This window comes from Nitrospira sp., assembly GCA_030692565.1.
Lineage (GTDB): Bacteria > Nitrospirota > Nitrospiria > Nitrospirales > Nitrospiraceae > Nitrospira_D.
Genome location: JAUYAO010000057.1, coordinates 21,621 through 42,353, shown reverse-complemented (window position 1 = coordinate 42,353; position 20,733 = coordinate 21,621). Strand labels below are relative to the sequence as shown.

23 protein-coding genes are annotated in these 20,733 nt (G+C 57.1%); 5 read left to right on the top strand and 18 right to left on the bottom strand.

From position 1 onward, the window contains the following. Positions 1 to 59: 59 nt before the first annotated feature. From Q8N04_15930 to Q8N04_15915, 4 genes are all read right to left on the bottom strand, one after another. Positions 60 to 386, bottom strand: a complete 327-nt coding sequence (locus tag Q8N04_15930; GenBank protein MDP3092164.1) for an RNA-binding protein — start codon at positions 384 to 386, stop codon at positions 60 to 62. 252 nt (positions 387 to 638) lie between these two features. Next, positions 639 to 827: a hypothetical protein gene (locus Q8N04_15925; GenBank protein MDP3092163.1), complete on the bottom strand. Its 189-nt coding sequence runs from the start codon at positions 825 to 827 to the stop codon at positions 639 to 641. Next, a complete protein-coding gene (locus Q8N04_15920; protein ID MDP3092162.1) occupies positions 824 to 1,075 on the bottom strand; it encodes a hypothetical protein in 252 nt (83 codons plus the stop codon). The genes Q8N04_15925 and Q8N04_15920 overlap by 4 nt, the downstream gene beginning before the upstream one ends. Positions 1,076 to 1,129: 54 nt before the next feature. Next, a complete protein-coding gene (locus Q8N04_15915) occupies positions 1,130 to 1,471 on the bottom strand; it encodes a hypothetical protein (protein MDP3092161.1) in 342 nt (113 codons plus the stop codon). A 754-nt stretch (positions 1,472 to 2,225) separates the two neighbouring features. Here Q8N04_15915 and Q8N04_15910 point away from each other — a divergent pair. Together Q8N04_15910 and Q8N04_15905 are read left to right on the top strand one after the other, a co-directional pair. Continuing rightward, the gene (locus tag Q8N04_15910; protein MDP3092160.1) at positions 2,226 to 2,519 is read left to right on the top strand and encodes a hypothetical protein; all 294 of its coding nucleotides are present in this window, start codon (positions 2,226 to 2,228) and stop codon (positions 2,517 to 2,519) included. A 518-nt stretch (positions 2,520 to 3,037) separates the two neighbouring features. Continuing rightward, positions 3,038 to 3,250, top strand: a complete 213-nt coding sequence (locus Q8N04_15905) for a hypothetical protein (GenBank protein MDP3092159.1) — start codon at positions 3,038 to 3,040, stop codon at positions 3,248 to 3,250. A 243-nt stretch (positions 3,251 to 3,493) separates the two neighbouring features. On the opposite strand, the gene Q8N04_15900 is transcribed toward Q8N04_15905, so the two are convergent. From Q8N04_15900 to Q8N04_15880, 5 genes are all read right to left on the bottom strand, one after another. Further along, positions 3,494 to 3,658: a hypothetical protein gene (locus tag Q8N04_15900; protein MDP3092158.1), complete on the bottom strand. Its 165-nt coding sequence runs from the start codon at positions 3,656 to 3,658 to the stop codon at positions 3,494 to 3,496. A gap of 377 nt (positions 3,659 to 4,035) precedes the next feature. Beyond that, entirely contained in the window at positions 4,036 to 4,299 is a 264-nt protein-coding gene (locus Q8N04_15895) for an RNA-binding protein (GenBank protein ID MDP3092157.1), read from the bottom strand. A gap of 50 nt (positions 4,300 to 4,349) precedes the next feature. Then, complete coding sequence (locus Q8N04_15890; protein ID MDP3092156.1) at positions 4,350 to 4,478, bottom strand: hypothetical protein; 129 nt, start codon at positions 4,476 to 4,478, stop codon at positions 4,350 to 4,352. 33 nt (positions 4,479 to 4,511) lie between these two features. Next, positions 4,512 to 4,793: a hypothetical protein gene (locus tag Q8N04_15885; protein MDP3092155.1), complete on the bottom strand. Its 282-nt coding sequence runs from the start codon at positions 4,791 to 4,793 to the stop codon at positions 4,512 to 4,514. Between the two features lie 297 nt (positions 4,794 to 5,090). Further along, positions 5,091 to 5,969, bottom strand: coding sequence for an acyl-CoA desaturase (locus Q8N04_15880; GenBank protein MDP3092154.1), 879 nt, complete (start codon positions 5,967 to 5,969; stop codon positions 5,091 to 5,093). Positions 5,970 to 6,285: 316 nt separating this feature from the next. Between Q8N04_15880 and Q8N04_15875 the strand changes: the two genes are divergently transcribed. Both Q8N04_15875 and Q8N04_15870 read left to right on the top strand, forming a co-directional pair. Then, on the top strand, positions 6,286 to 7,563 hold the full coding sequence (locus Q8N04_15875; protein MDP3092153.1) for a DEAD/DEAH box helicase: 1,278 nt from the start codon (positions 6,286 to 6,288) through the stop codon (positions 7,561 to 7,563). A 57-nt stretch (positions 7,564 to 7,620) separates the two neighbouring features. Beyond that, complete coding sequence (locus Q8N04_15870; protein MDP3092152.1) at positions 7,621 to 7,959, top strand: hypothetical protein; 339 nt, start codon at positions 7,621 to 7,623, stop codon at positions 7,957 to 7,959. A 43-nt stretch (positions 7,960 to 8,002) separates the two neighbouring features. Here the strand turns inward: Q8N04_15870 and Q8N04_15865 are convergent, their stop codons facing one another. From Q8N04_15865 to Q8N04_15855, 3 genes are all read right to left on the bottom strand, one after another. Further along, positions 8,003 to 8,167, bottom strand: a complete 165-nt coding sequence (locus tag Q8N04_15865; GenBank protein ID MDP3092151.1) for a hypothetical protein — start codon at positions 8,165 to 8,167, stop codon at positions 8,003 to 8,005. A gap of 238 nt (positions 8,168 to 8,405) precedes the next feature. Next, complete coding sequence (locus Q8N04_15860; protein ID MDP3092150.1) at positions 8,406 to 9,119, bottom strand: OmpA family protein; 714 nt, start codon at positions 9,117 to 9,119, stop codon at positions 8,406 to 8,408. 41 nt (positions 9,120 to 9,160) lie between these two features. Continuing rightward, positions 9,161 to 10,051, bottom strand: coding sequence for a hypothetical protein (locus Q8N04_15855; protein MDP3092149.1), 891 nt, complete (start codon positions 10,049 to 10,051; stop codon positions 9,161 to 9,163). 649 nt (positions 10,052 to 10,700) lie between these two features. Between Q8N04_15855 and Q8N04_15850 the strand changes: the two genes are divergently transcribed. Beyond that, the gene (locus Q8N04_15850; GenBank protein MDP3092148.1) at positions 10,701 to 11,081 is read left to right on the top strand and encodes a PilZ domain-containing protein; all 381 of its coding nucleotides are present in this window, start codon (positions 10,701 to 10,703) and stop codon (positions 11,079 to 11,081) included. Between the two features lie 508 nt (positions 11,082 to 11,589). Here Q8N04_15850 and Q8N04_15845 read toward each other — a convergent pair. The 6 genes from Q8N04_15845 to Q8N04_15820 all read right to left on the bottom strand — a co-directional run bounded on the left by Q8N04_15845 (position 11,590) and on the right by Q8N04_15820 (position 20,727). Next, positions 11,590 to 12,798, bottom strand: a complete 1,209-nt coding sequence (locus Q8N04_15845) for a murein transglycosylase domain-containing protein (GenBank protein ID MDP3092147.1) — start codon at positions 12,796 to 12,798, stop codon at positions 11,590 to 11,592. A 141-nt stretch (positions 12,799 to 12,939) separates the two neighbouring features. Continuing rightward, entirely contained in the window at positions 12,940 to 15,270 is a 2,331-nt protein-coding gene (locus Q8N04_15840; GenBank protein ID MDP3092146.1) for a GspE/PulE family protein, read from the bottom strand. Between the two features lie 188 nt (positions 15,271 to 15,458). Continuing rightward, positions 15,459 to 17,183, bottom strand: coding sequence for a proline--tRNA ligase (locus tag Q8N04_15835; GenBank protein MDP3092145.1), 1,725 nt, complete (start codon positions 17,181 to 17,183; stop codon positions 15,459 to 15,461). A 6-nt stretch (positions 17,184 to 17,189) separates the two neighbouring features. After that, the gene (gene rseP, locus Q8N04_15830) at positions 17,190 to 18,581 is read right to left on the bottom strand and encodes an RIP metalloprotease RseP (protein MDP3092144.1); all 1,392 of its coding nucleotides are present in this window, start codon (positions 18,579 to 18,581) and stop codon (positions 17,190 to 17,192) included. Between the two features lie 80 nt (positions 18,582 to 18,661). After that, a complete protein-coding gene (locus tag Q8N04_15825) occupies positions 18,662 to 19,822 on the bottom strand; it encodes a 1-deoxy-D-xylulose-5-phosphate reductoisomerase (GenBank protein MDP3092143.1) in 1,161 nt (386 codons plus the stop codon). An 11-nt stretch (positions 19,823 to 19,833) separates the two neighbouring features. Continuing rightward, positions 19,834 to 20,727, bottom strand: coding sequence for a phosphatidate cytidylyltransferase (locus Q8N04_15820; GenBank protein MDP3092142.1), 894 nt, complete (start codon positions 20,725 to 20,727; stop codon positions 19,834 to 19,836). Between the last annotated feature and the right edge of the window lie 6 nt (positions 20,728 to 20,733).

Here is a 20,733-nt window from a genome sequence, read left to right as displayed (position 1 = left end):
TTGTGGGAGCGAGGGAGAAGGAGGAGCGCAATGACGCGCTCCTCCTTGCATCGACTGAACTAGAACCGGCCGCGCTTCTCGCCGCCGCCGCCGCCGCCGAAACGACCGCCGCCGCCACCACCGCCGCCCGTGCGCGGTTCTTGGGGCTTAGCTTCGTTGACCGTCAACGGGCGTCCATCCATCTGTGAGCCGTTCAATGCAGTAATAGCTGCCTTGGCTTCTTCTGGTGTCGACATCTCGACGAAGCCGAAGCCCCGTGATTGTCCCGTGAACTTGTCCGCGATCACGCGCGCAGATTCGACTGTGCCGTGCGCGGCGAACAAGGTGGTGAGCTGTGATTCAGTTGCCGCATAAGGCAACCCGCCGACATAAAGTTTTGAACCCATGGGGGTTCCTCCTTCCGGAAAGTGACATTGTCTGGGACGCGAGAACAACTTCCCGAGGGGAAGGAGAGGGCCGAAGACGCTATCAGTGAGGCGGCTTAGGTCAGGCTTCCGATCAGAATCTCGGTGAGAACAACATCGGTGATGGGCCGTTCGATCATTATATTCCACGCGAGGCCCGCCGCGTCGAACATTGAGAGACTAACACACCTCTATTGAAATAGCCACTTGTCTTGCGAAGGGGTCTAGAAGTACTTAGCCGGTGAACGCAACGACGGGGTCTTGAGGGCCGGCGACCATGCCGGCCAAGTCGGGGTCTTCCTGACTGTCCGAATGGGCCGATACGGGTTTCTCGGTCTTGCGCTGAGCCCTGCGTGCATCTTTGTTCTGTTGCCGCTCTTGTCTGGTCTGTTCACGATGGCGCTTTTTGATGGTCGTGCTCATGCTTTTCTCCCTGGCGGACTGCTTTCACGCGCTGCACACGAGTTATCAATGGCTTTCTTGGCTAACGAAAAGGCTGCGGTCTTGGCATCCCATTCGGACTTGTATCTCCCCAGCGGTGCGTCGACGGAGGTGCCCATGGTGGACTCGAGGAGTCCGGGAATCACGAAGCGACATCGCCACGTGCCATTGGGCTGTTGTTCGGGCATGAGGAGGATTTTCTTGCCTTGCGAGTAGCAGGTCTCAGCCATCACGCCTCCTCTGTGTAAGTGCTCGGCAATAATGCGTTGCCTTCGAACCCTGTGTTACGCGGATTTGATGAATCGGTCCGCGCTAAGGATGCTGTGTAATCGCTCAGTGACAGAGCGTCGATACGGCTCTTTTTGGCGGACCATGATGACCAGATTCTCACGATCGAGGAGAATATTCAGGTCGTCTTGGGTGACGAGTTGCCGGGTCGAGGTTCCAATATTCATCCGGTACTGGGTTCTCCCGTCCGGATTCCGCATCGCGCCGGAAACCATTTCGGTTAACCCGTCAATCACTCCTTCGTGCCCTTCGAGGCGGTGTTTAACCCTGGTGCCATCAGGGATGCGGACCCAATCTGATGCGAGGGGTTGAGCCTGCGAGGTGGGTTTCTGTGTCATACAGGAGTCTCCTTTGCGGACGCGGACTAGTGGCGTCCACGAGTCGGCCGATGAATGGGTGATGCTCAGAGTTCCGGACGGAAGCACAATGACAACTGCCGGATCGATTGCGAAGGACGGAGTGAGCAGGATCGCTGACGAAACAGATAGGAAGCTATCAGAAGTCTGTACAAAATAAGTTTAGCACGCTTCTGCCGACATAGCGAACGACTCTGCCTTTCCAGGCTACGCGCTTCTTCTTCCACGTTCCGTGCACGTGCGCTATCGGTGCCCGAGGGCGCTAGCTGTGACGAGGGGCATTGTCGAAAACGCCAAGATATCTCAGCTTGGACGTGGATTGGAATCTCAGGAAGAATAATTATTCTGCTCACGGAATCGCCTTGTTGCGAGGCCTTCGCATTATCCGTGCATTGACTCTCGCCGATGCGGCTCGTAGGGTGAATGTATGGCGGTGTGAGTGACGCCGACTGTCCCATCCCTCGCGCATCCCGTCTATTTTTCTTTTCTGCGCGTCTGATTCCCCGGTCTCCACCGCTTCTAGAAAGACGGTCTGGTTTCATTCCTTCATATTGGGTAGGCGTGGGTGCGTCGAATTCCGCGGTTGTTGTGCGGTCGACATCTGTCCGGCGGCAGAGCACCCAGGCTCACGATAGGGAAACGAGACCGGGGCAATCGTCATCTGCGCTTCAGTGAGCGGGCCCGGCATGAAGCGCCACCAAGGGCCCTACACAATCCGACCGAGGAGGAAGAAACCATGAAAATCCAGTTGTTCATGAAGCAACTTGTTTTGACGGGATGTCTGGTGGTGAGTGCGATAGGGCCGACCGGCGAGGGCCAAGCGGCAGATCCTCGTGAGATGCAGTCGGCCGCTCCGATCGCTACGGGCGAGATGAATGTCCTGGCATCGGGCTCAGTGGAGGACACACTGAAATCGTGTCTGGCGAGAATTCCAAAGGACGCGAGTGCCGGACAGCGACTCTTGGCTGAGCAGAGCTGCCAGGGCGCAGAGCGGACAAGGAGTACGAGCCAAGGCGCTTCCCAGTATTGAGCGCATGGCCACTGGGATCGGAAGTCCTTCTGCAGCCCCTGAAGGGGCTGCGGATCGGCTCGGTGACGGTCCGATTTTTGGAGAGCAAGTGGCTGTGCATGCGGTACACGCTTTTCTGCCATGCCGTCATCTGATGGGGGGTACTATGAAATGTCCACGTTGTCAGGGCCTGATGATCATTACGTCGATGAACGAACCATTTTGTGCCGACGCGGTGGTGGGGTGGCGCTGCCTCCTTTGCGGTGAGGCGACGGACCCGGGAATCGAAGCCAATAGGGCGGTTCCTCCTCCGTCTGTTCGGACCCGGGCGCGAGTTCCCGGGTCATCGACCGCGAGGACTGGAAGAGGAGGAGGTTGAGGGTGGGGACGTGGCGTTTGAATTGTGGAGCAAACAACCTGGGTGTTGAAAGATCTACTTATGGTATTTCAAGCAGTCTGAAAGGGTTGTTGGGATGATATCGCAATCGATGGCCGGTTCGAAAGCAAGATGGCGGGCCGCACGCGTGACGGGAGACAAAATGAAAAACACATCGCAGACGTTTGTCCTGACAATGAATTCTCCATCCCGGAAGGGGATGCGGATCTGGACGGGGAAGAATATCCATGCGCTGCGTCATTGTTCAGTGAAGCAGATCGGTCAGGCACTGAGAGAGTTGCAGCAGCACATGAATCAGATGCAAGCAGCGACGCCAGGTCCAGGCCGATCCGATTTTCTGAACCGTTCGCGTTAATGGAGTGTTGCAGGAGCTCGCTAGGAATCAACGGGCCATGCGGATCCAAGCCCGTCGCTGGCAATGACACGGTGGCCGGGGGTCAGAAGAACCGCCTGTTGAAATAGCAGTATCCCAACTGCGCGCCCGCGTAGCCCCTGCGAGTGAGATTCCAGTCTATCGGCCTTGAGTGGTGAGAGTGCTTCGTCATGATCTGAACGGCGGCGTGACGTGCCGCTCAGATCACGGGCAATGAGACGGAGATCAGGAGAGTGGTGTCGCCTTGGTGCTGTCGGACTGCATTGAGGCCTTAAGATCTTCAATCGCCTTCGCCACGTCGGTTTCAGTCGACCCGAACCGATCTCCCATCACCTTGATCGCTTGTTTAATCGCGGCGGTCATCTTCGTAATCTGTTCTGCTGGTGTCATGACAAATCTCCTAGGTTAATGTCCGCTACATTCCAATTCACTACACTCAAAAATTATTGAACAACCGCTGAGGGGGGGCCGGCCCATATGAGATAGGGGGGTTTCTTCAGCGCGTCTGCGCGAGGAAAATGCCGGATAGCGTAGTCGTACGCGTGCGCTTGTGCGCTTTGACAGGTCGGCGCTGACAGATGGTTGGAGATGACTTGAAAGTCCGCGTGATCATCTTCTCCGATCTTGGCGGTATAGAGCGCGCAGGAAAATTCTCCATCCCGCGAGCATTGGGTGCTGATGACCAGGTGTGATCCGTCTGGAAACGTCATAAGGAGGTCAAGATTCGTTCGGCCCATATGTCCTCCGATTAGTGGTGCGGCTCAGTGTCAGGCGGCGTGGGACGCGTGGGGTGTGACGTAGAGCCGGAGGCATTGACCGTCGAGGAGTGCGCCCTCAAGGGCGACGACAACCTTCAACGCCTGTTCGGCAGATGCCATTTCCACAAAGCCGTAGCCGGCTGAGATGTCGGTATTTTTGTGACGCACAATATAGGCACGGGCGACCGTACCGTATTTGTTAAACAGGTCGCGTAGTCCGTTATCCGACACAGACTCGGTCAGTCCCCCGACGTATACGACACGCTTTCCCACGATCCCCCTGCGCAGTTCTTTTGAAGTACTGAGACGGTACGCTCAGTAGGCTAATGCTGGTCGCGCGGCTCAAAGTAGGCATAGATGAGCACTCCTGCCACGCTTGCCATATACAGCAGTGTGGCCGCTCCAAGGGGATTCTGTGTCAGCCAGTGCATGAGATGCTGCATCGGAATCATGATTCTCTGCCTCTCGACCTGTCGATGCGCTGGTTATTCGGTCGCGCCGCGACGTCTGGGTCGGCTCTCTGCCGGCCGGTTGTTTCTTCCCTGTGATTTGCTTTCTTGCGCCGTCACCCGCGAACGTGTGGCCGGTCCGAATCCTGAGCTGGCCAGTGAGGACACTTCCCGGCGTATGGTTTCGATGGAAGAGGACTGCTCGGTCAGCTTCGGATCGGTGAGTCCCAGGAGTTGCCACCGGATTTTCGGTTTCAACACGGCCCGGTTTTTCTTCTTGCCGGTCTTGCGACCTTTCCACACTGTCGAGATTTTCATGGCGTACTCCTTGTGCTGGGCTACGGGACTGTTCTCAGGGTCCTACATCGTCGACGGTGCTGGTTCCGCGATTGGGGTCGGTGATCCCCCCTCGGGAGACAGTGAGACTGTCCCTCTGGAGATAGGGGCGTAAGAGCGGTCAGGTTACAGGAACGATCGCGCGGAGACGGGAGTGAGGGGAGTGAAGCGCGCAACGGGAAAGGGAGCTCGTACGGATTGTCACTGTAGCACGCGGCCTGGTCTGAGTCAAACTGCGTGGCGAGGGAAAGACGACAGAAGCCGAGTCTGCGAGGGAGATTAGGGTTGCCGTGACGGGCTGTTCTCCGCAGCCGATGCTGTTCGGAGCCCGCTGGCAAGTCCGAGCAGGTACAACACGTAAATGAGCCATTTTGACGGGTCAAAGTCGTACCAATTGTGTCCGTTGCGGTAGTCGCTCGGATACATGTGATGGTAGTTGTGGTATCCCTCTCCGAACGTAATCAAGGAGACAAACCAGCTGTCGCGGCTGGAATCCTTCGTTCCATGGGGTTGACGGCCCCAGATGTGGCAAATGGAATTGATGCAAAAAGTGGAGTTGAGGACCGCGAAGGTCCTTCCTACGCCGGCGAGCAGAAAGCATCCGATGCCGCCGACCAGCCCGTTCGCCATGAATCCGATGACAAATGTCAGAGCCAGGCCGCTCAGCACGATGAGTGCGTAGTATTTATGTTGCCAGATGGCTACCGGATCTTGCGCGACGCGGGAGGCATACTGCACGTCATCATACTTCCGCTCCGCAAAGAGCCAGCCGCAGTGGCTATGCCAGAATCCTAGCTTCGCATTATAGGGGTCGCCTTCCTGATCGCATTGGGCATGGTGGCGAAGGTGGTCTGCCGTCCATTTGATGGCACTGTTTTGCAGCGCCCACGCGCCCGCGATAAGCAGCGCGCCTTTCACCCAGTTAGGGCAATCAAAGCTGCGGTGCGACATAAGGCGATGATAGCCTACGGTGATTCCAAGGCCGCTGATGAGGTAGAGGATGCCGAACAATGTCCAATCTAGCCAGGAGTAATCGTAGAAGTAGGCATAGGTTGGGATTGCGAGGAGTGCCCCCACCACGATGGAGAGGAAGAGGACGACGGTCCAGCCGACATGATAACGGCGAGCCAGACGCAGTGCCTGTATGTCCGTCGTCATTGGCTGTTTCTCGATAGAACCCGCATTCATAATCACTTACGATAGCATAGATAGGCCGCGATGGCGAACGCTGGTATCGGGTCGGCATGCGGGCGCATCGGTGCCGGTTGGGTGCAAGAAGTTGACGCCTGAAGAGGCATGCTGTATGGTGTGCCTACATTGATCTCGTAGTAGTCCGGCGAATCACTGCTCAAACCATAACGGACTTCGCGATCGCATCGCGACCAGGTCCAGTTTGGAGCTGCATCGTTCTGGTGCTCTCTCCCCTCGGTTCTCTGATCCCGTCATAATGCGATCAAACTGAAAGGATAGTGTAGTGGATACGTTTGTTCACGAGAGTTTTCAGGGTCTCGGCTTGTCTGAGGCGATGTTGCAGGATCTTATTAAGGCCGGGTACACGGCACCAACCCCGATTCAGATGCAAGCGATTCCGCCTGCGCTTGCCGGGCGAGATGTGATCGGGTGTGCGCAGACGGGCACGGGCAAGACCGCGGCGTTTGCCATTCCGATGATTGAGCGACTGGCGGCATTGCCGAAGGGGCAGCCGCAAGCGCTGATTTTAGCGCCTACCAGAGAATTGGCGTTACAGATTCTTGCCACGATCGATAAGCTCGGGCGTGGCCGTCGCATTTCCGCCACGGTGATTATGGGCGGCGCTGATATGCAGGCGCAGGTTCGCGGGCTCCGGCAACAGCCGGATATTCTGGTGGCGACTCCCGGTCGATTGCTCGATCATATGTGGAACGGCACGATCAACCTGGCTCCGATCAAGATTTTGGTGTTGGACGAGGCTGATCGCATGTTGGACATGGGATTTGCTCCGCAGATCAACCAGATCCTCGATGCGTTGCCGGTCGAACGGCAGACGTTGTTGTTCTCTGCCACATTGCCGGCCGACCTTACCAGGTTAGTCCAGGTCAGCGTACATAATGCTGTGCGTGTCATGGTAAGTCCGTCAGCCACGACGGCCGATGGCGTGACCCAGGCGTTGCATCACACCACCCACGACAGCAAGGCTTCCTTGTTGGTGTCGCTCCTCGGACAGGAGCAGGAAACGGTCTTGGTCTTCACACGCACAAAACATCGAGCGGACAAGTTGGGCCGGGTGTTGGGGCAAGAGGGGCATAAAGTGGCCGTTCTCCATGGTGACCGGAGTCTCTCCCAGCGCCGTGCGGCCCTCGATGGATTTAAGCGCGGCACGTTCCGCATTCTGGTGGCAACGGATATTGCTGCGCGAGGGATTGATGTGGCGAATATCGGGCACGTCATCAATTTTGACTTGCCGAATTGCCCGGAAGACTATGTGCATCGTATCGGCCGCACGGCTCGCATGAAAACGACCGGACGAGCCACAAGCTTTGTCACGTCGGAGGATGGTTTGCAGTTGCGGGCGATCGAGCAGTTGTTGGGACATGCCGTGCCGGTCGCCGCGGGGAGTGCACGGCCATCGTTGGATCCGCGCGGGCAGGGACGTCCTGCGCAGCGGCCAGCGCGGCCGGCTCAAGGGCGTCCGGCAGGGTTTCGCGAACGCAGGCCGATGAGCCATGGAACGCACAGACCGGCGCAGCCTATTCAAGGCGCCACAGGGAATTAGAGCCAGAGTGTGCGAATGGATCGCTCGTTGATCAATCTACTATTGGAAGGGAACGTCATGCCTGAGACGCAAAGCCTCCCGGTCAAGCCCAGCGCACCGTGGGTCAGAATTCCTGATGGAACCAAGGTGCGGTTGCGGACGGACAATCAGGAGGGTGTCATTGATGGGCTTACCGAACTCGTCACGGGGACCGGCCGGAATCCCGATGGCCGCACGCAGTATCGCGTCAATCTCGGGGATCAAGCGAGAACGCTGGTCGTTGAGGATGATCTGCTGGTGTTAGTGGATGCGGAGGGCTTGGCGCTGATTCTGAAACAGAAAGTAGAGTTCCGTCGACTTGTGACCCAGCGGTTACGGGGGGCACTTGGCGACGATCGGTTTGTCCGTCCTGCCTAAGGCGCGGCGCGGGCCGTCTGTACGGCCCGCGCATGCTCCCGTGCTAATACAGGGGCGGCTGCGGCCCCCACTGCAATCCTTCCAAATCCGGATCTTCTCCTGCAGGAATTGACGTGCGGTCGTCTTTTTCACCTTTCCGCTGCGCACGCTTTTCTTCCTTTTCTTTCCGCTTCGTTTGAAGCGACTTCTCACGGTCGCGTTTCGCCATCGTTGTTTTTCCTGCGCGTGCGATAGTGTCCTCCTTGGTCGTCTCGTCAGTGAGATAGGGCTGGTATCGGCCGGGGCACAGACACGCAGCCGATTCTGTGTGGAGCCACCTAACTCACTCACGCAAACCGACATCTTGATAGGGTACGGCGTGAAGGAGAGCGATGTAGCTGCCTCTCGGAGATCGTGATGTACCGTACCACGATGCGGAGACTCAGTCAAAGCGGCATCTCGACCGACTAGGATGTATGTGGAAGAGTGTGTGGTATCGGAGCGGACCGGAGACGAAGTTTGAAGATAACGCGGCGGCTTTTCTCTCGATCCACTCCGGTCGCAGGATCAGCGATGAGGTCTTGCCGGCCTCGGCCACTCGCCGATGTCAGCCGTTGGAAGCACGGTGAGACGGTTGGCTCTGTGCGGTCGATGACCTCGAGGCCCTTCGTCATCACGCGGAAGGAGCGTTCTTGGCTCAATCGCAAGTTCATCGCGTCGTCGCCGCGATCATCGGTATGTCCTTCAATCACGACTGAGTCGACATGGGACTCAAGCGGCCCGCATACGAGGACGGCATAGCGTGGCATCATGTCGGTGAGAAATCGATCAGCCTGCGGCGTCAAGGTGCTTTTCCCAGAGTCGAAATTGAGCAGATCTTCGGGGATGACGATCCTCATGAGCAGTGGATCATGCGGGTCGTTGTCCACGGAGAGTCCGAATTGCGCGAAGTGCTCGTAGAGCAAGGTTTGAACGTTGCTCGTGAGCGGCGTCGCGGGGTCGGCGACGGTAGTTTGGGGAGGCGTTGGTGTGTGGGTCGGAGCGTCCTGGGCTGCTTGTGGTGCGAGTGAGGCTGCAAGGAGTAGGACGAAAATAATGGCGAGTGACGTCATCAAGTCCATGAGCCCGTTGGTCGTCGTGTGGGAAATTGTCGAATGGGAGCCGGGGTTATTCGGGTACATGGGGAATGTCTTCTCAGTGGTTTAGGAAGTCCGGGGACATCTCATCGTGGATCACGGGATTTGATAGTTCTACTTTGTGTGATTCCTGAAAGAGGCGCGAGTCGATGTGTCGAGGTGCGGAGTCGCTGCAGCCATCCTTGCGGCTGGCGAGCTGGCGCTCCCGTTGTGGAATGGGGCGTCTGAGTGATTCTGGAGGTTAAATCATCCACCAGATCATCGACCCCTTGGGGTAAAGACAAACGCTGGGCTGGTGGAGGCTCAGATCGTTGCGGCAGTTGCGCCAATGCGAGCGCGAGCTGTTGGATAAGCGGAGCGAAAGCTTTGGCGATGGAGTCGATTGGATAGGTGGCTGGCGGCGCGCTCCCGGCCTGTAGGTGCGCGCGAATTTCTTGCGTCAGGGCATCCACCGATTTCGTCATTGCCTTCAAGGGTTGGGTGAGTGTGTCAGTTGCTGGCTGATAGGGTAGGGGGGGAGCATATTTCGATCCCTGTTCCAGCGAAGAGGGTCGACGCAGGGTCCCCGTCATTCCTTCGAGGATCTGTTCCAGTGTTTTTCGCGGAAACAGATCATCAATCAAGTGAGTGCATTGCTGGTGGGCCGAGAACAAGCGAAACATGAGCGGCTTCTCTATCAGGGTAAAGGCGGTTGCGCAGACAAGCCCGACGATCGAGGTCAGGAATTTTCCGGCGAGCCCGTTGATGAGGCCTTGAATTCCGGCAATGCCGTGACCGTCGGCGTGTAGCTTGCTAAGGCCTACGAGGAGCGCAATAAATGTGAGTAGGAGGCCGATCCCTGTCAGGAGGGACGGCACTTGTTGATACCAGGCGAGATTCAGCTTTCCTCGAAAGATGGTTTCAAGCGAGAAGAGTTCCTGGGCGGAACGAGAGCTAAATATGCGGGGTTCGATGTACCAGGCGACCTGTTCCGTCACGAGCGTCTTCCGGTATTGCTTCCAGGCAGGGGATAGCCAGGGCTCTCGCTGAAATGTCGTATCGATAAGCTGAAAATCCTTCCCGTCCCGTCGGTCCAAGTGTGGCGGCGGTTCTTGCGTTCTGCTTTTCAAGGCTCCTGGAGGGTTGAGCGTCAATCCGTCCTGGTCGAGTTGCAAGCGTTCTTGGGCCAGTTTATCTAAGCAGCGTGTCACACGCGCGAACGGTTGCGCGGTCTGTGTCGATAGCTGATACAGCCGGGCGACTTGCCAAAGGAAGAATATCGTCAGGCCTGTAGAGCCATACCAGCTGACAAGAGGAGCGGAGAGAGCACCCAGAGGGGCAACGTCCTGGGTCAACAGTTGAATGGCATGTTGGATGATCATGGGCGGCATCATGTCCAACTTTCGTGCCACTACGGTGTGTCGGAGATGCACGCCGATTGGCGCAATTGTCGATGGACTTGCGAAGGGCAGAGCATATTGTTCCCTCAGGCGGAAGTTTCTGCCGGGTTCATGCGGCCTTCAGGTCTGCTGTCGCACGGTATTCTCAGCGTGAGGGGCAGGACAGAATCTTGGAGGATGGTGAGATTCAAAAAAAGTATTTGAGGGGAGAAGAGGGTGAGATACAGTCAATTGAGAGGTTTCAGTTATGCCGACGAGCACATCACGCCCTTCGATGCTGAACAAGTTTCGTCGGCACCCTCGAGTGCGTATTCCTACCCCCATTGCCTGCGAACTTGCCTGGCGTGATGAGCAGCGCTGGTTTGGAAAGTCTGTTCATGGTCCGGGTGTTGTGTACGACCTTTCATTGCGGGGAATGCGGGTCAGTACGGAAGCCCCCATCAAGCCTGGCGACCAGGTGTCGTTGCTGGTTCGGTTGCCGCGGCAAGCGGCTCCTGCGGAGATTGCTATTGCCACGGTTCGCTGGGCGAAAGATCAGATATACGGACTGGCCTTTCAGCGGTTGTCGAGTACCTCCCATGGGCGGCTTCGACGATATATGACGGTGTTCTCAAGAGGGATCAGATAAGCGAGGTCGGCCTTGGCGAATTCCCGGATCACGACACATGAGATTTCCTCACGGCGGCGCAACCCACGTCTCCGAGTTTCAGCTCCATTTCCCTGCTCCTATGCCTTGGTCGGACTGAAGAAATGGGCGACGGTCAATCGTGGCGGTCTTGGGGTGGTGTGCGATCTCTCAGTTGCAGGTGCCAGAATGTTGAGTGAGGCAGTGGTGGCTCCGGGTGATGAGATTGCGATCAGTTTACGATTGCCGCATCAGCGGGTATCAACCTTTATCGATCGGGCGACGGTTCGGTGGGTGAAGGATTCCGTCTTCGGGGTCGAGTTCTCTTTACTCTCACCGGTCGCAGCGACACGGTTGGACAAGTGTGTTAGCCGTGGAGCATCTGCTTCGTCACTGTCCCCAGGTGCAGGCACATCTGAACGGCAGCCTCGCTAGATTTGGATTGTCACCCGTAACATTCGTATGGAGAGTGGGGCCCCTCCGAGCTTGCAGGGGTATGGACAGGCGCTGCTTACTTGACGCCTTCTCCGGATACGGCAATAAATTGCTTGCGAAAGCCGACGACTTTGGCGAGATAGTCGCGGGTTTCTTGATAGGGCAGATTCGCTCGTAGCCGGTCATAGACGGCCGGAGGTTGAAGTGAATTGATTTGGTTGATGGCAGCGGTTTGATCCTGAGCAAATGATTTGAACACGTTGCGCGGACCGGTGTTATAGGCTGAAATCACGCAATATTCTCTGGCCACCTGGTTCTCGATGCGCTCCAGCAGGTTATAGGACAGGACATTGAGATAGGCACTGCCCAGCTCGATATTGTTCTCGGGGTCGAAGAGGTAGTCTCGAGAGGGAATGGAGTCTTTGCCCTTGGCTTTCTTGTAGGCATCGCGTCCCCCGCTGCTGGGCACGAGCTGCATGAGCCCAAAGGCCGGTGCGGAGCTGACGGCAAAGGGGTTGAAATTGCTTTCTGTGCGAATCACCGCAAAGATCAAGCTGGGACTGACCTTGAACTGTTCGGCATACCGGATGACCGTGCTGCGGTATTTTTCAGCCTGCCTGTTCGAGAAGTTGGCGACCATCTTAATTTCTGCGAGGAGGGCCTGTTTGGCTACGCCGTTCTGATCAATCGATCGCAGCTTTGCGTGGTTTTCGACCGTAAACGTCGCAAAGGCTTCCGCTTGCGCCGGAGTCTTGATCGCTCGCCCCTCTTGGTCCACAACCAGGCCTAGGAGGTAAGGCGGCTTGTCGCTGGTGAGCGTGACAGCCTTGTCGGAAAAGAGATCGACGGATCGAGGATCATCGGGGGTCAGGAGTGTGGTGACGAGGGCATTTTTCAGGCTGTCTTTGGGAGCCTTGTCGTCCAGTGTTTCAATCACGATCGTCCCGCTATCAAAGTCGACGACTGCTCGGCTCATATAGTTCTGGGTGTACTTGACGTATTTCTTCTGCTCCGGAACCTTTATTTCTTTCTCCCCCCATGTTTGGCGGACCCGACCGGTCAAAGCGGCCATGATGGTCTCGAAGTCGCGCTGCAAGGTTCGTATATCGCGCAAGACGGATTCAGGGTCGCGCTGATATGCGTCGGTGTGTTCCTTGAGGACTTGTTTGGGGTCTTTGCCTCCGGCAATGCTGACGACGGTTTTTCCCGTTTGGCTACCGAGCACCTTTTCGGCACTTGTCAGGACGTGATCGGCGGTCTCACAGCCCGAGGCGGAGAGAGCCATGGGCAAAACGAGCAGCCTTAATATCGATGCAGGGGGATTCATGGCGCTAGTGTACCTGATTTTGTCGAAGGCAGAAAGTGGGGGAGGGGGTTGCGGAGCCGCTTGCGTGCGCAAGCGGCTCCGCATGAGAGGGGCGTCATCCTACTTGATAGCGACGGCTTTGACTTCTTTGTAGGACGTTTGACCGAGCAATACTTTTTGGATGCCGTCCTGGACGAGGGTCGTCATGCCTTCATCCATTGCACAGTGCAGCATGTCCTCGGTGCGGGCTTTCTGCTGGACCATCCGCTTAATGTTGTCCGATCCAAGCAGGAGTTCGTGGAGTGCCACGCGTCCTTTATAGCCCGTGCGATTACAGACCTCGCACCCTTTCCCGCGAGAAAGACGGAACGTGTTGTCCTGCTTAATGCCCAGTTTGTCCCAGCGCTCGGCGCCATAGCCCTGCCGAAGCTCTTCGTATTCTTCGGGCGAACCCACATACTGTTCTTTGCAATCTTTGCAGATGCGCCGAGCCAACCGCTGGGCGAGCACACCGAGCATGGCATCGGCAAAGCTGAAGGGGTCGCAGCCCATGTCCAGGAGACGGGTCACGGTTTCCACGGCGCTGTTGGTGTGCAAGGTGCTGAGCACCAAGTGTCCGGTGAGCGAGGCTTCGATGCCGGTATCGGCGGTCTCTTTATCGCGCATTTCTCCGACCATGATCACATCGGGGTCGGCGCGGAGGAAGGCCCGCATCGCAGTGGCAAAAGTAAAGCCGATCTTGGGCTGAACTTGGACCTGGCGCAGGCCATATTGGGTAATTTCGACGGGGTCTTCGGCGGTCCAGATCTTAATGTCCGGAGTATTGATATTCCCCAGCACGGAATGGAGCGTGGTGGTTTTTCCTGATCCGGTCGGTCCGACGCAGAGAATGATGCCGTAGGGTTTTTCAGAAATATCTTTAATGCCTTTGAGATTGCGGTCCGAGAACCCCATCTTGTCGAGCGGCAAGGGTTCACTGGCGGCCAAGATACGCATGACGACATCTTCGTTATATCCGGATGTCGGAATGGTGGCGACGCGGAGCTCAATCTCTTTGGTCTCGCTGAGCTTGAACTTAATTTTGCCGTCCTGCGGCTTGCGCCGTTCGGCGATGTCCAAGCTGGCCATGATTTTCAAGCGGGACACGATCGCGCGCCGGTAGCTCTGGGGGATTTTCATGTATTCGAAGCAATCGCCGTCGACACGGAACCGGACGAGTGTCTCGCGTTTTTCCCCGTAGGGCTCGATATGAATATCCGAGGCGTTCTGTCTGAAGGCGTCAGCGATGATCTGGTTGGCAAGACGAACGATGGCGCTGTCGTTTTCATCAAGGCCACCCCCGGCCGACGCATCTTCCATGGCTTCGGCTTGAGCTTCCGTGACGAGCTCGCCGAGAATGTCTGAGACGTTTTCGTCGAGTTTTCGGCCTCCGCCGCTCCCTCCTGCATCGCTTTGGCCGGTGGCGGAAGCCAGGAACTGTGCGATGTCCCGCCGTAAGCTGACCGCAAAGCGGATGTTTAAGCCGGGGAATGTTCGCTTAATGTCTTGAACTCGGTCGAGATCGCCGGGGTCATCAGTCAGAATCTCGATGGCCGTGCGATCGCGTTTCAGCGGCATCCAATGATTTTTTCTCAGGTAGTCGACGTTCAGATTCTTGAGGAGTTCGATGTCGACCAGGGTGCGTTCGCTGAACTCGATATACGGGCACTTGTAGAATTGAGCGAACGATTTGCCGATGTCGAGTTTCGGCACTTTATATTTTTCGATCAGGATGCTTTCGAGATCGCTGGTGCCTTTGCGCGCTTCAGCGAGGACGTTTTCCAGGTCGTTCTGCGTAATCTTTCCGCTGCCGATGAGGTGGTCGAATTTTGTGGGATTCTTCTTTGTGGACTTCCGTAGGTTGAAAAAGGCAATGCCGAGGGCCTTGGCGATCTCGGCGACCGACTCTTCATCTTTTCTGGTAAAGCGGCTGCCGCTTTTTTTATTCAGCAGCTGGAGGACGCCCATGAGGTATTTGTTGTCGGCGACAATCGGGTAGGTCAAGACCTGTTTGGTCTTGAACCCGGTGTTCTTGTCGTAAGATGTGTCATGAAGGAGGGCCGGGTGGATGCCTTGGAGCTCGGCCATATTATAGGCATCGGCGATATTGACCGGGCGGAGATATTTTGCGCAAAAACCGGCAAGGCTTTGTTCGGAGATGGGAATGCGGACTTCTTGGACGCCATCGACTTGGAGGGCTTTGGAAAAGATTTCTTTCTTCTCTGAGTCGAATGCAAAGAGGGTGAGGTCCTCGGCGTCGAACAGGCCCAGGATGTCTTTATGCAGGTCGAGAAGAATTTGGTCGAGATCGCTGGCCGCGTTAATTTGAGCGGTGATCTTCTTGACGTGTTCCGCGAACTCGCCTTTTTGTTGCAACTCCTGGAGATTGTTGGGCATCGGCTTGGCCTGCATTCCTGATTCCCTCTTCGCTCAGCTCGTGATCCGATGTAATCGAGGCGTGGCAGCGATCTGATGGCTGCGAGTGCCGGTTATGACGCGGCGGTCTCTCTAGAGAGTGAGTGTAGCCCAATCAAATGAGAAGGCAAGGAAAAGGCAAGTTTGTTAGGTGCGAATCAGGCCCGCTGTCGACGAAGTATGAATCAGTGAGGGCCTGGGGCAGCATCGATGTGAGGGACAGCGCTATGGAGATGCTGGACAAGCTCAGCGGGCGTGACGCGCGTCTTGATGCCGGTGCGCCGGACTTTTACCTCGACGACGCCTTCCGTGAGGCCTTTGTCTCCGACGACGACTTGAAATGGGGCGCCAATGAGGTCGGCATCATTGAATTTGACTCCGGCCCGATCGTCACGATCATCCCAGAGGACCTCGAATCCCGCTGCCTGTAGTTCGGCATAGAGACGAATGGTCATCTCATTTGTCTTGTCCGATTGGCTGACGGGGATCAAGTGGATATGGAACGGAGCAATCGGGTAGGGCCAGATAATTCCGCGTTCGTCGTGGTTCTGCTCAATAGAGGCTGCCGCGGACCGTCCGACACCGATCCCATAGCAACCCATGACGGCGAGGCATTCTTTCCCTTGCGCGTCCAGAAATGTTGCGTTCATCGTCTGGCTATACTTAGTGCCGAGCATGAAGACATGGCCGACCTCAATCCCTTTGGTGGATTTGAGGGTGCCGTCTTTCTTTGGTGAGGGATCGCCGGCCTGGGCGTTCCGAAGATCGAGGACCTGATCGGCCGTAAAGTCGCGGCCCCAATTAGCGTCGACATAGTGGGTGTCGAGCTGATTGCCCCCGACCACCACGTTCTTGAGGGCGGGGATGGCCTGATCTGCAAATATTCTGATTCCCTTGAGGCCGACGGGTCCGGCAAATCCGACCGGTGCTCCGGTGGCTTTTTCGACTGTTGCCGGTCCTGCCGGTTCGATTTCAGGGACTCCCAGCGCTTTCTTGAGCTTGATCTCGTTGACTGCATGGTCGCCGCGGACCAGTACGGCTACGGTCTCTTTCCCGGTCGAGTACAAGAGCGTTTTGATAAGCCGGTGTGCCGGAATGTTCAGAAATGCAGCCACTTCTTCGATACTGCGGCAATTCGGCGTGGAGACAGATCGGAGAGGAAGGGGGGCAGTGCTGTCCACGCTCTCTGGAGGCAAGACGTCGGCGCGTTCGACATTGGCAGCGAAGGTGCCGCTGTCGCTATAGACCACCGTCTCTTCGCCGGTCGCCGCAAGGACCATGAACTCATGAGAGGAATTCCCTCCGATGAGCCCGGTGTCCGCCTCGACGGCTCTAAATGTGAGGCCGCATCGGGTAAAGATCCGGTGGTAGGCGTCGTACATCTTTTGATAGTTTTCGCGTGCTCCGGCCTCATCACGGTCGAAACTGTAGGCGTCTTTCATCAAGAACTCGCGGCCCCGCATCAGGCCGAAGCGCGGGCGGATCTCGTCGCGAAACTTGGTCTGGATTTGGTAGAAATTCAGCGGGAGCTGCCGGTAGGACTTTACTTCCCGCCGAAACAGGTCTGTGATGATTTCTTCATGTGTGGGGCCCAGGCAGAAATCCCGTTCGTGCCGGTCTTTGAAACGCAACAGCTCTTTCCCGTAGAAGTCCCACCGGCCGGTTTCTTTCCAGAGTTCTGCCGGCGAGGCCATGGGCATCAGAAGTTCCTGCGCCCCGGCGCGATTCATTTCATCACGAATAATCTGTTCCACCTTGCGGATGACACGCAGGCCGAGGGGGAGATAGGTATAGATGCCGGACGCGACCTTTCGAATCAAGCCGGCGCGCAGCATGAGCCGGTGACTGACTGTTTCAGCCTCACCGGGGGCTTCCCGTAACGTGGGGATCAGGAGTTGCGATGTTTTCATAGGGTGTTAACGGAGGAAGATACGTTCGAGGTCATTCCAAAAGGCGAAGATCATCACGCCAACCAATAAGACCAGCCCGGCTTGCTGTGCAATTTCCCGCTGCCGGTCGCCAAGCGGTTTGCGCAGAATGCCTTCAATGAGGAAAAAGAGCAAGTGTCCTCCGTCCAGAATCGGAATCGGAAGCAAATTCAGGACGCCGAGATTGATGCTCAGAATGGCGATCAAGAAAATGACGCTGGAGGCGCCCTGGGAGGCGGCTTCCCCTGAAATGTTCGCGATCGTCAACGGGCCGCCGATGTTCTTGCTCGAGATGTCTCCGACAACCATCTTATAGAGCCCGATGGCGGTAAGCTCGGTCCATCCCCATGTGGCATCGAGCCCTTGGTAGACGGCCTGGAGAGGATTGTCCGCATGCATAAGTGACCGGCCAGGTCCTGAGATGCCGATCTTGCCTACCTCCACGGATTGGCCGTTGACGGTTGCTTTCTCAGCGCTTGGGGTGACGACCAGTGGGATGCGTTGGCCATTACGTAGCACATCAACGTGCAGCGATTTGTTCGGGCTATCCCGTACAATCGTCGTCATCTGAAGCCAGGTATAGATGGTTTGGCCGTCGATGCCGATGACCCGATCTCCTGCCTGGAATCCTGCCACGGCAGCCGGTAACCCGTGCATGACTGAGGTAACCAGAGGGGGAGTCTCCTCAATCCCGATCGTATACATCGGCTCGTCAGCCTGAGTCGGCTGACCTTGCAGGGGAACCGGGATAACGGAAAGCGGTTTTACTTGTGCCCCGCGTTTAATTTCCAGCGAAAGGGCTTCCCCTTTGCTGTGAGCCACCGCATCCAATAACTCCGTTCTCGTGGAAATTTCTTTCCCGTTCACCTTGGTAATATGGTCGCCGATCTCCATGCCGGCTGCGGATGCAGGCGAGCCAGGCACCAGCGCCTCAATGTCCGGGCTGAGATCGCGGAAGGTCGGAACGAACAAGGGCGCTCCCGTCGAGAGCCATCCGGCAAAAATGAGATAGGCCAGAATGAAGTTGAAACCGGGGCCGGCTGCCACGATCAACACTTTCCCCCATAACCCCTGATGGGCGAATGATCGCCGCTGGTCTTCCGGGGTGGCCGCTTCCGTTTCGTCTTCGCCGAACAGTCTGACGTATCCACCCAAGGGAATGGCCGAGAGGAGGTATTCGGTTTCGCCGACCTGGCGCCCGAAAATTTTCGGGCCGAACCCGAGAGAGAATTTGAGGACTTTCACGCCCACCCAGCGGGCCGCCAAGAAGTGTCCGAGCTCGTGGAATGCGACGAGGACGCCGAGTACGACCAGGAACCACCAGGCTTTTTGCATCAGGATCCAGAGGGTATCGGGAGACCAGGTGAATGCGAACATCATGGGTGTACTCATTATCTAGAGGTGAATGTGTAACGCCAGAATCAACTTAACACTCATTGCCCGATTTTCAAAACGATGTTTCAACGGGGGAGGGCATGGACCAGAGATTCCGCTTTTTCTCTGGCCCACCGATCGGCCTCCAGGGCGTCCTCCAGAGAGGACACGGCTTTGGGCGTATGGGCGTCCATCGTCTGGCGGATGACTTCAGCGATCTCGGTAAATCGGATGCCGCCGTTCAAAAAGGCATCGACGGCCACCTCATTCGCTGCGTTCATCGTAGCCGGCATGGTTCCCCCCGTCCGGAGGGACTCGTAGCCCAGGTTGAGGCAGGGAAACCGGTCATGGTCCGGCTTGCAGAAACTGAGCGTGCCGATCTCCGTCAAATCGAGCGAAGGCAGATCGAGCGGCAGCCGTTCGGGGTATCGCATCGCATAAGAGATCGGCGTTCGCATGTCCGGCAATCCCAATTGGGCGATCATGGAGCGGTCTTCATACTCGACCAGCGAATGAATAATGCTTTCCCGATGCACCATCACTTCGATACGGGATTCTGGGATGTCGAACAGCCAGCGGGCTTCGACGACTTCGAGGCCCTTATTCATCAGTGTGGCGGAGTCGATGGTAATCTTCGAGCCCATTTTCCAATTGGGGTGCTTGAGCGCTCGCTCGGGTGTGACCTGTTGCAACTCCTCTTTCGCCACGGTCCAGAGCGCTCCGCCGGACGCCGTGAGAATCAATCGACGGACGTCTTCAAGGCGATGGCCTTCCAGTGACTGAAAGATCGCACTGTGTTCGCTGTCGACCGGGAAGATCCTGACGCCATGTGTGTGGGCTTCCTCCTGCATCAGCTTGCCCGCCATGACCATCGGTTCCTTATTGGCCAAGGCGATATGTTTTCCTGAGCGGATCGCGGTGAGGGTGGGCACTAGTCCGGCGGCTCCGACAATGGCGGAGATCACCAGTTCGGCCTCCGGCAGGGAGGCGACCTGAGCGATGCCTGCTTCGCCGGACAGAATCTCGACAGGCAGACCCGCGCAGCGCTGCCGTAACGTCGCTGCGGCGGTTTCGTGTGACACGGCCACCACTCGTGGGGTGAACGTGCGAATCTGTTCTTCCAGCTTATCGATATTGTTGCCGGCGGTGAGTCCGGCAACGCGAAACTCATCGGGGAATCGTTGAACAATATCGAGGGTATTCGTGCCGATCGAACCGGTGGAGCCCAGGATGATGATGGTCTTCATAACGTCTCCTGCTAAGGGAGCGGCGAAAGGCCGCAGACTAATGTCACATAGTAGTAGAAGGTGGGGGCGGTGAACAAGAGACTATCTAAACGGTCGAGCATGCCGCCGTGACCGGGGAGAATGCCGCCGGAGTCCTTCACTCCCACCGCGCGTTTCAGTGCCGATTCGCAGAGGTCCCCTACGAGGCCCGTACCGGTCATCAGCAGGCCCAGCATCGCGGCGTGAACCATGGTCAACTGCGGGACCAGCCAGATTTGTGTCAGGAGGGCGACTGCCATGGCCAGGGCTAATCCACCCGCCAGGCCTTCAATGGATTTCTTGGGGCTGATCGACGGGGCCAGGGGATGGCGTCCCCAAAGAGTGCCTGCATAGTAGGCGCCGATGTCGCTGGCCCAGGTCACCAGGGCAATAAACACAATCAGCCATTCGCCGGATGGCAGGGTGCGTGTTGAAACAAGCGTGCTGAGTGTGAGTCCGATATAGAGGGGGCCGAATAGGGCGACGGCTGTATCGTGGAAACGGGACGTGATGACATTTGAGGACCAGAGCATCGCCAGCAGCGCGCCGGCGAGACCCGATAGCAGGATGGCCTCTATCGAAAACGCCCAGTGGAGACGAACGATCAAGAGCGCCGTGAGTCCAAGCGCGAGTCCGGTCAGCGCCGGATTGCGACGATCACCGAAGCCCATGCGCGTGAGCTCAAGTAGAGCGATAGCTCCGCCTATGACCACTAACAGGGTCAAACCCCATGGCGGCAAATAGCGAATGATGGCATAGACGATCGGAATGCCGATCAGTGCGGTGTAGACACGCCGGGCATCGAAGCGGCGAGCTGGCGTGGAGGCTGGCGCAGTCGGTCCTGTTCCCCGGTTGCCATGCACATCTACTGGGCTGAGATTATCCACGTGCGG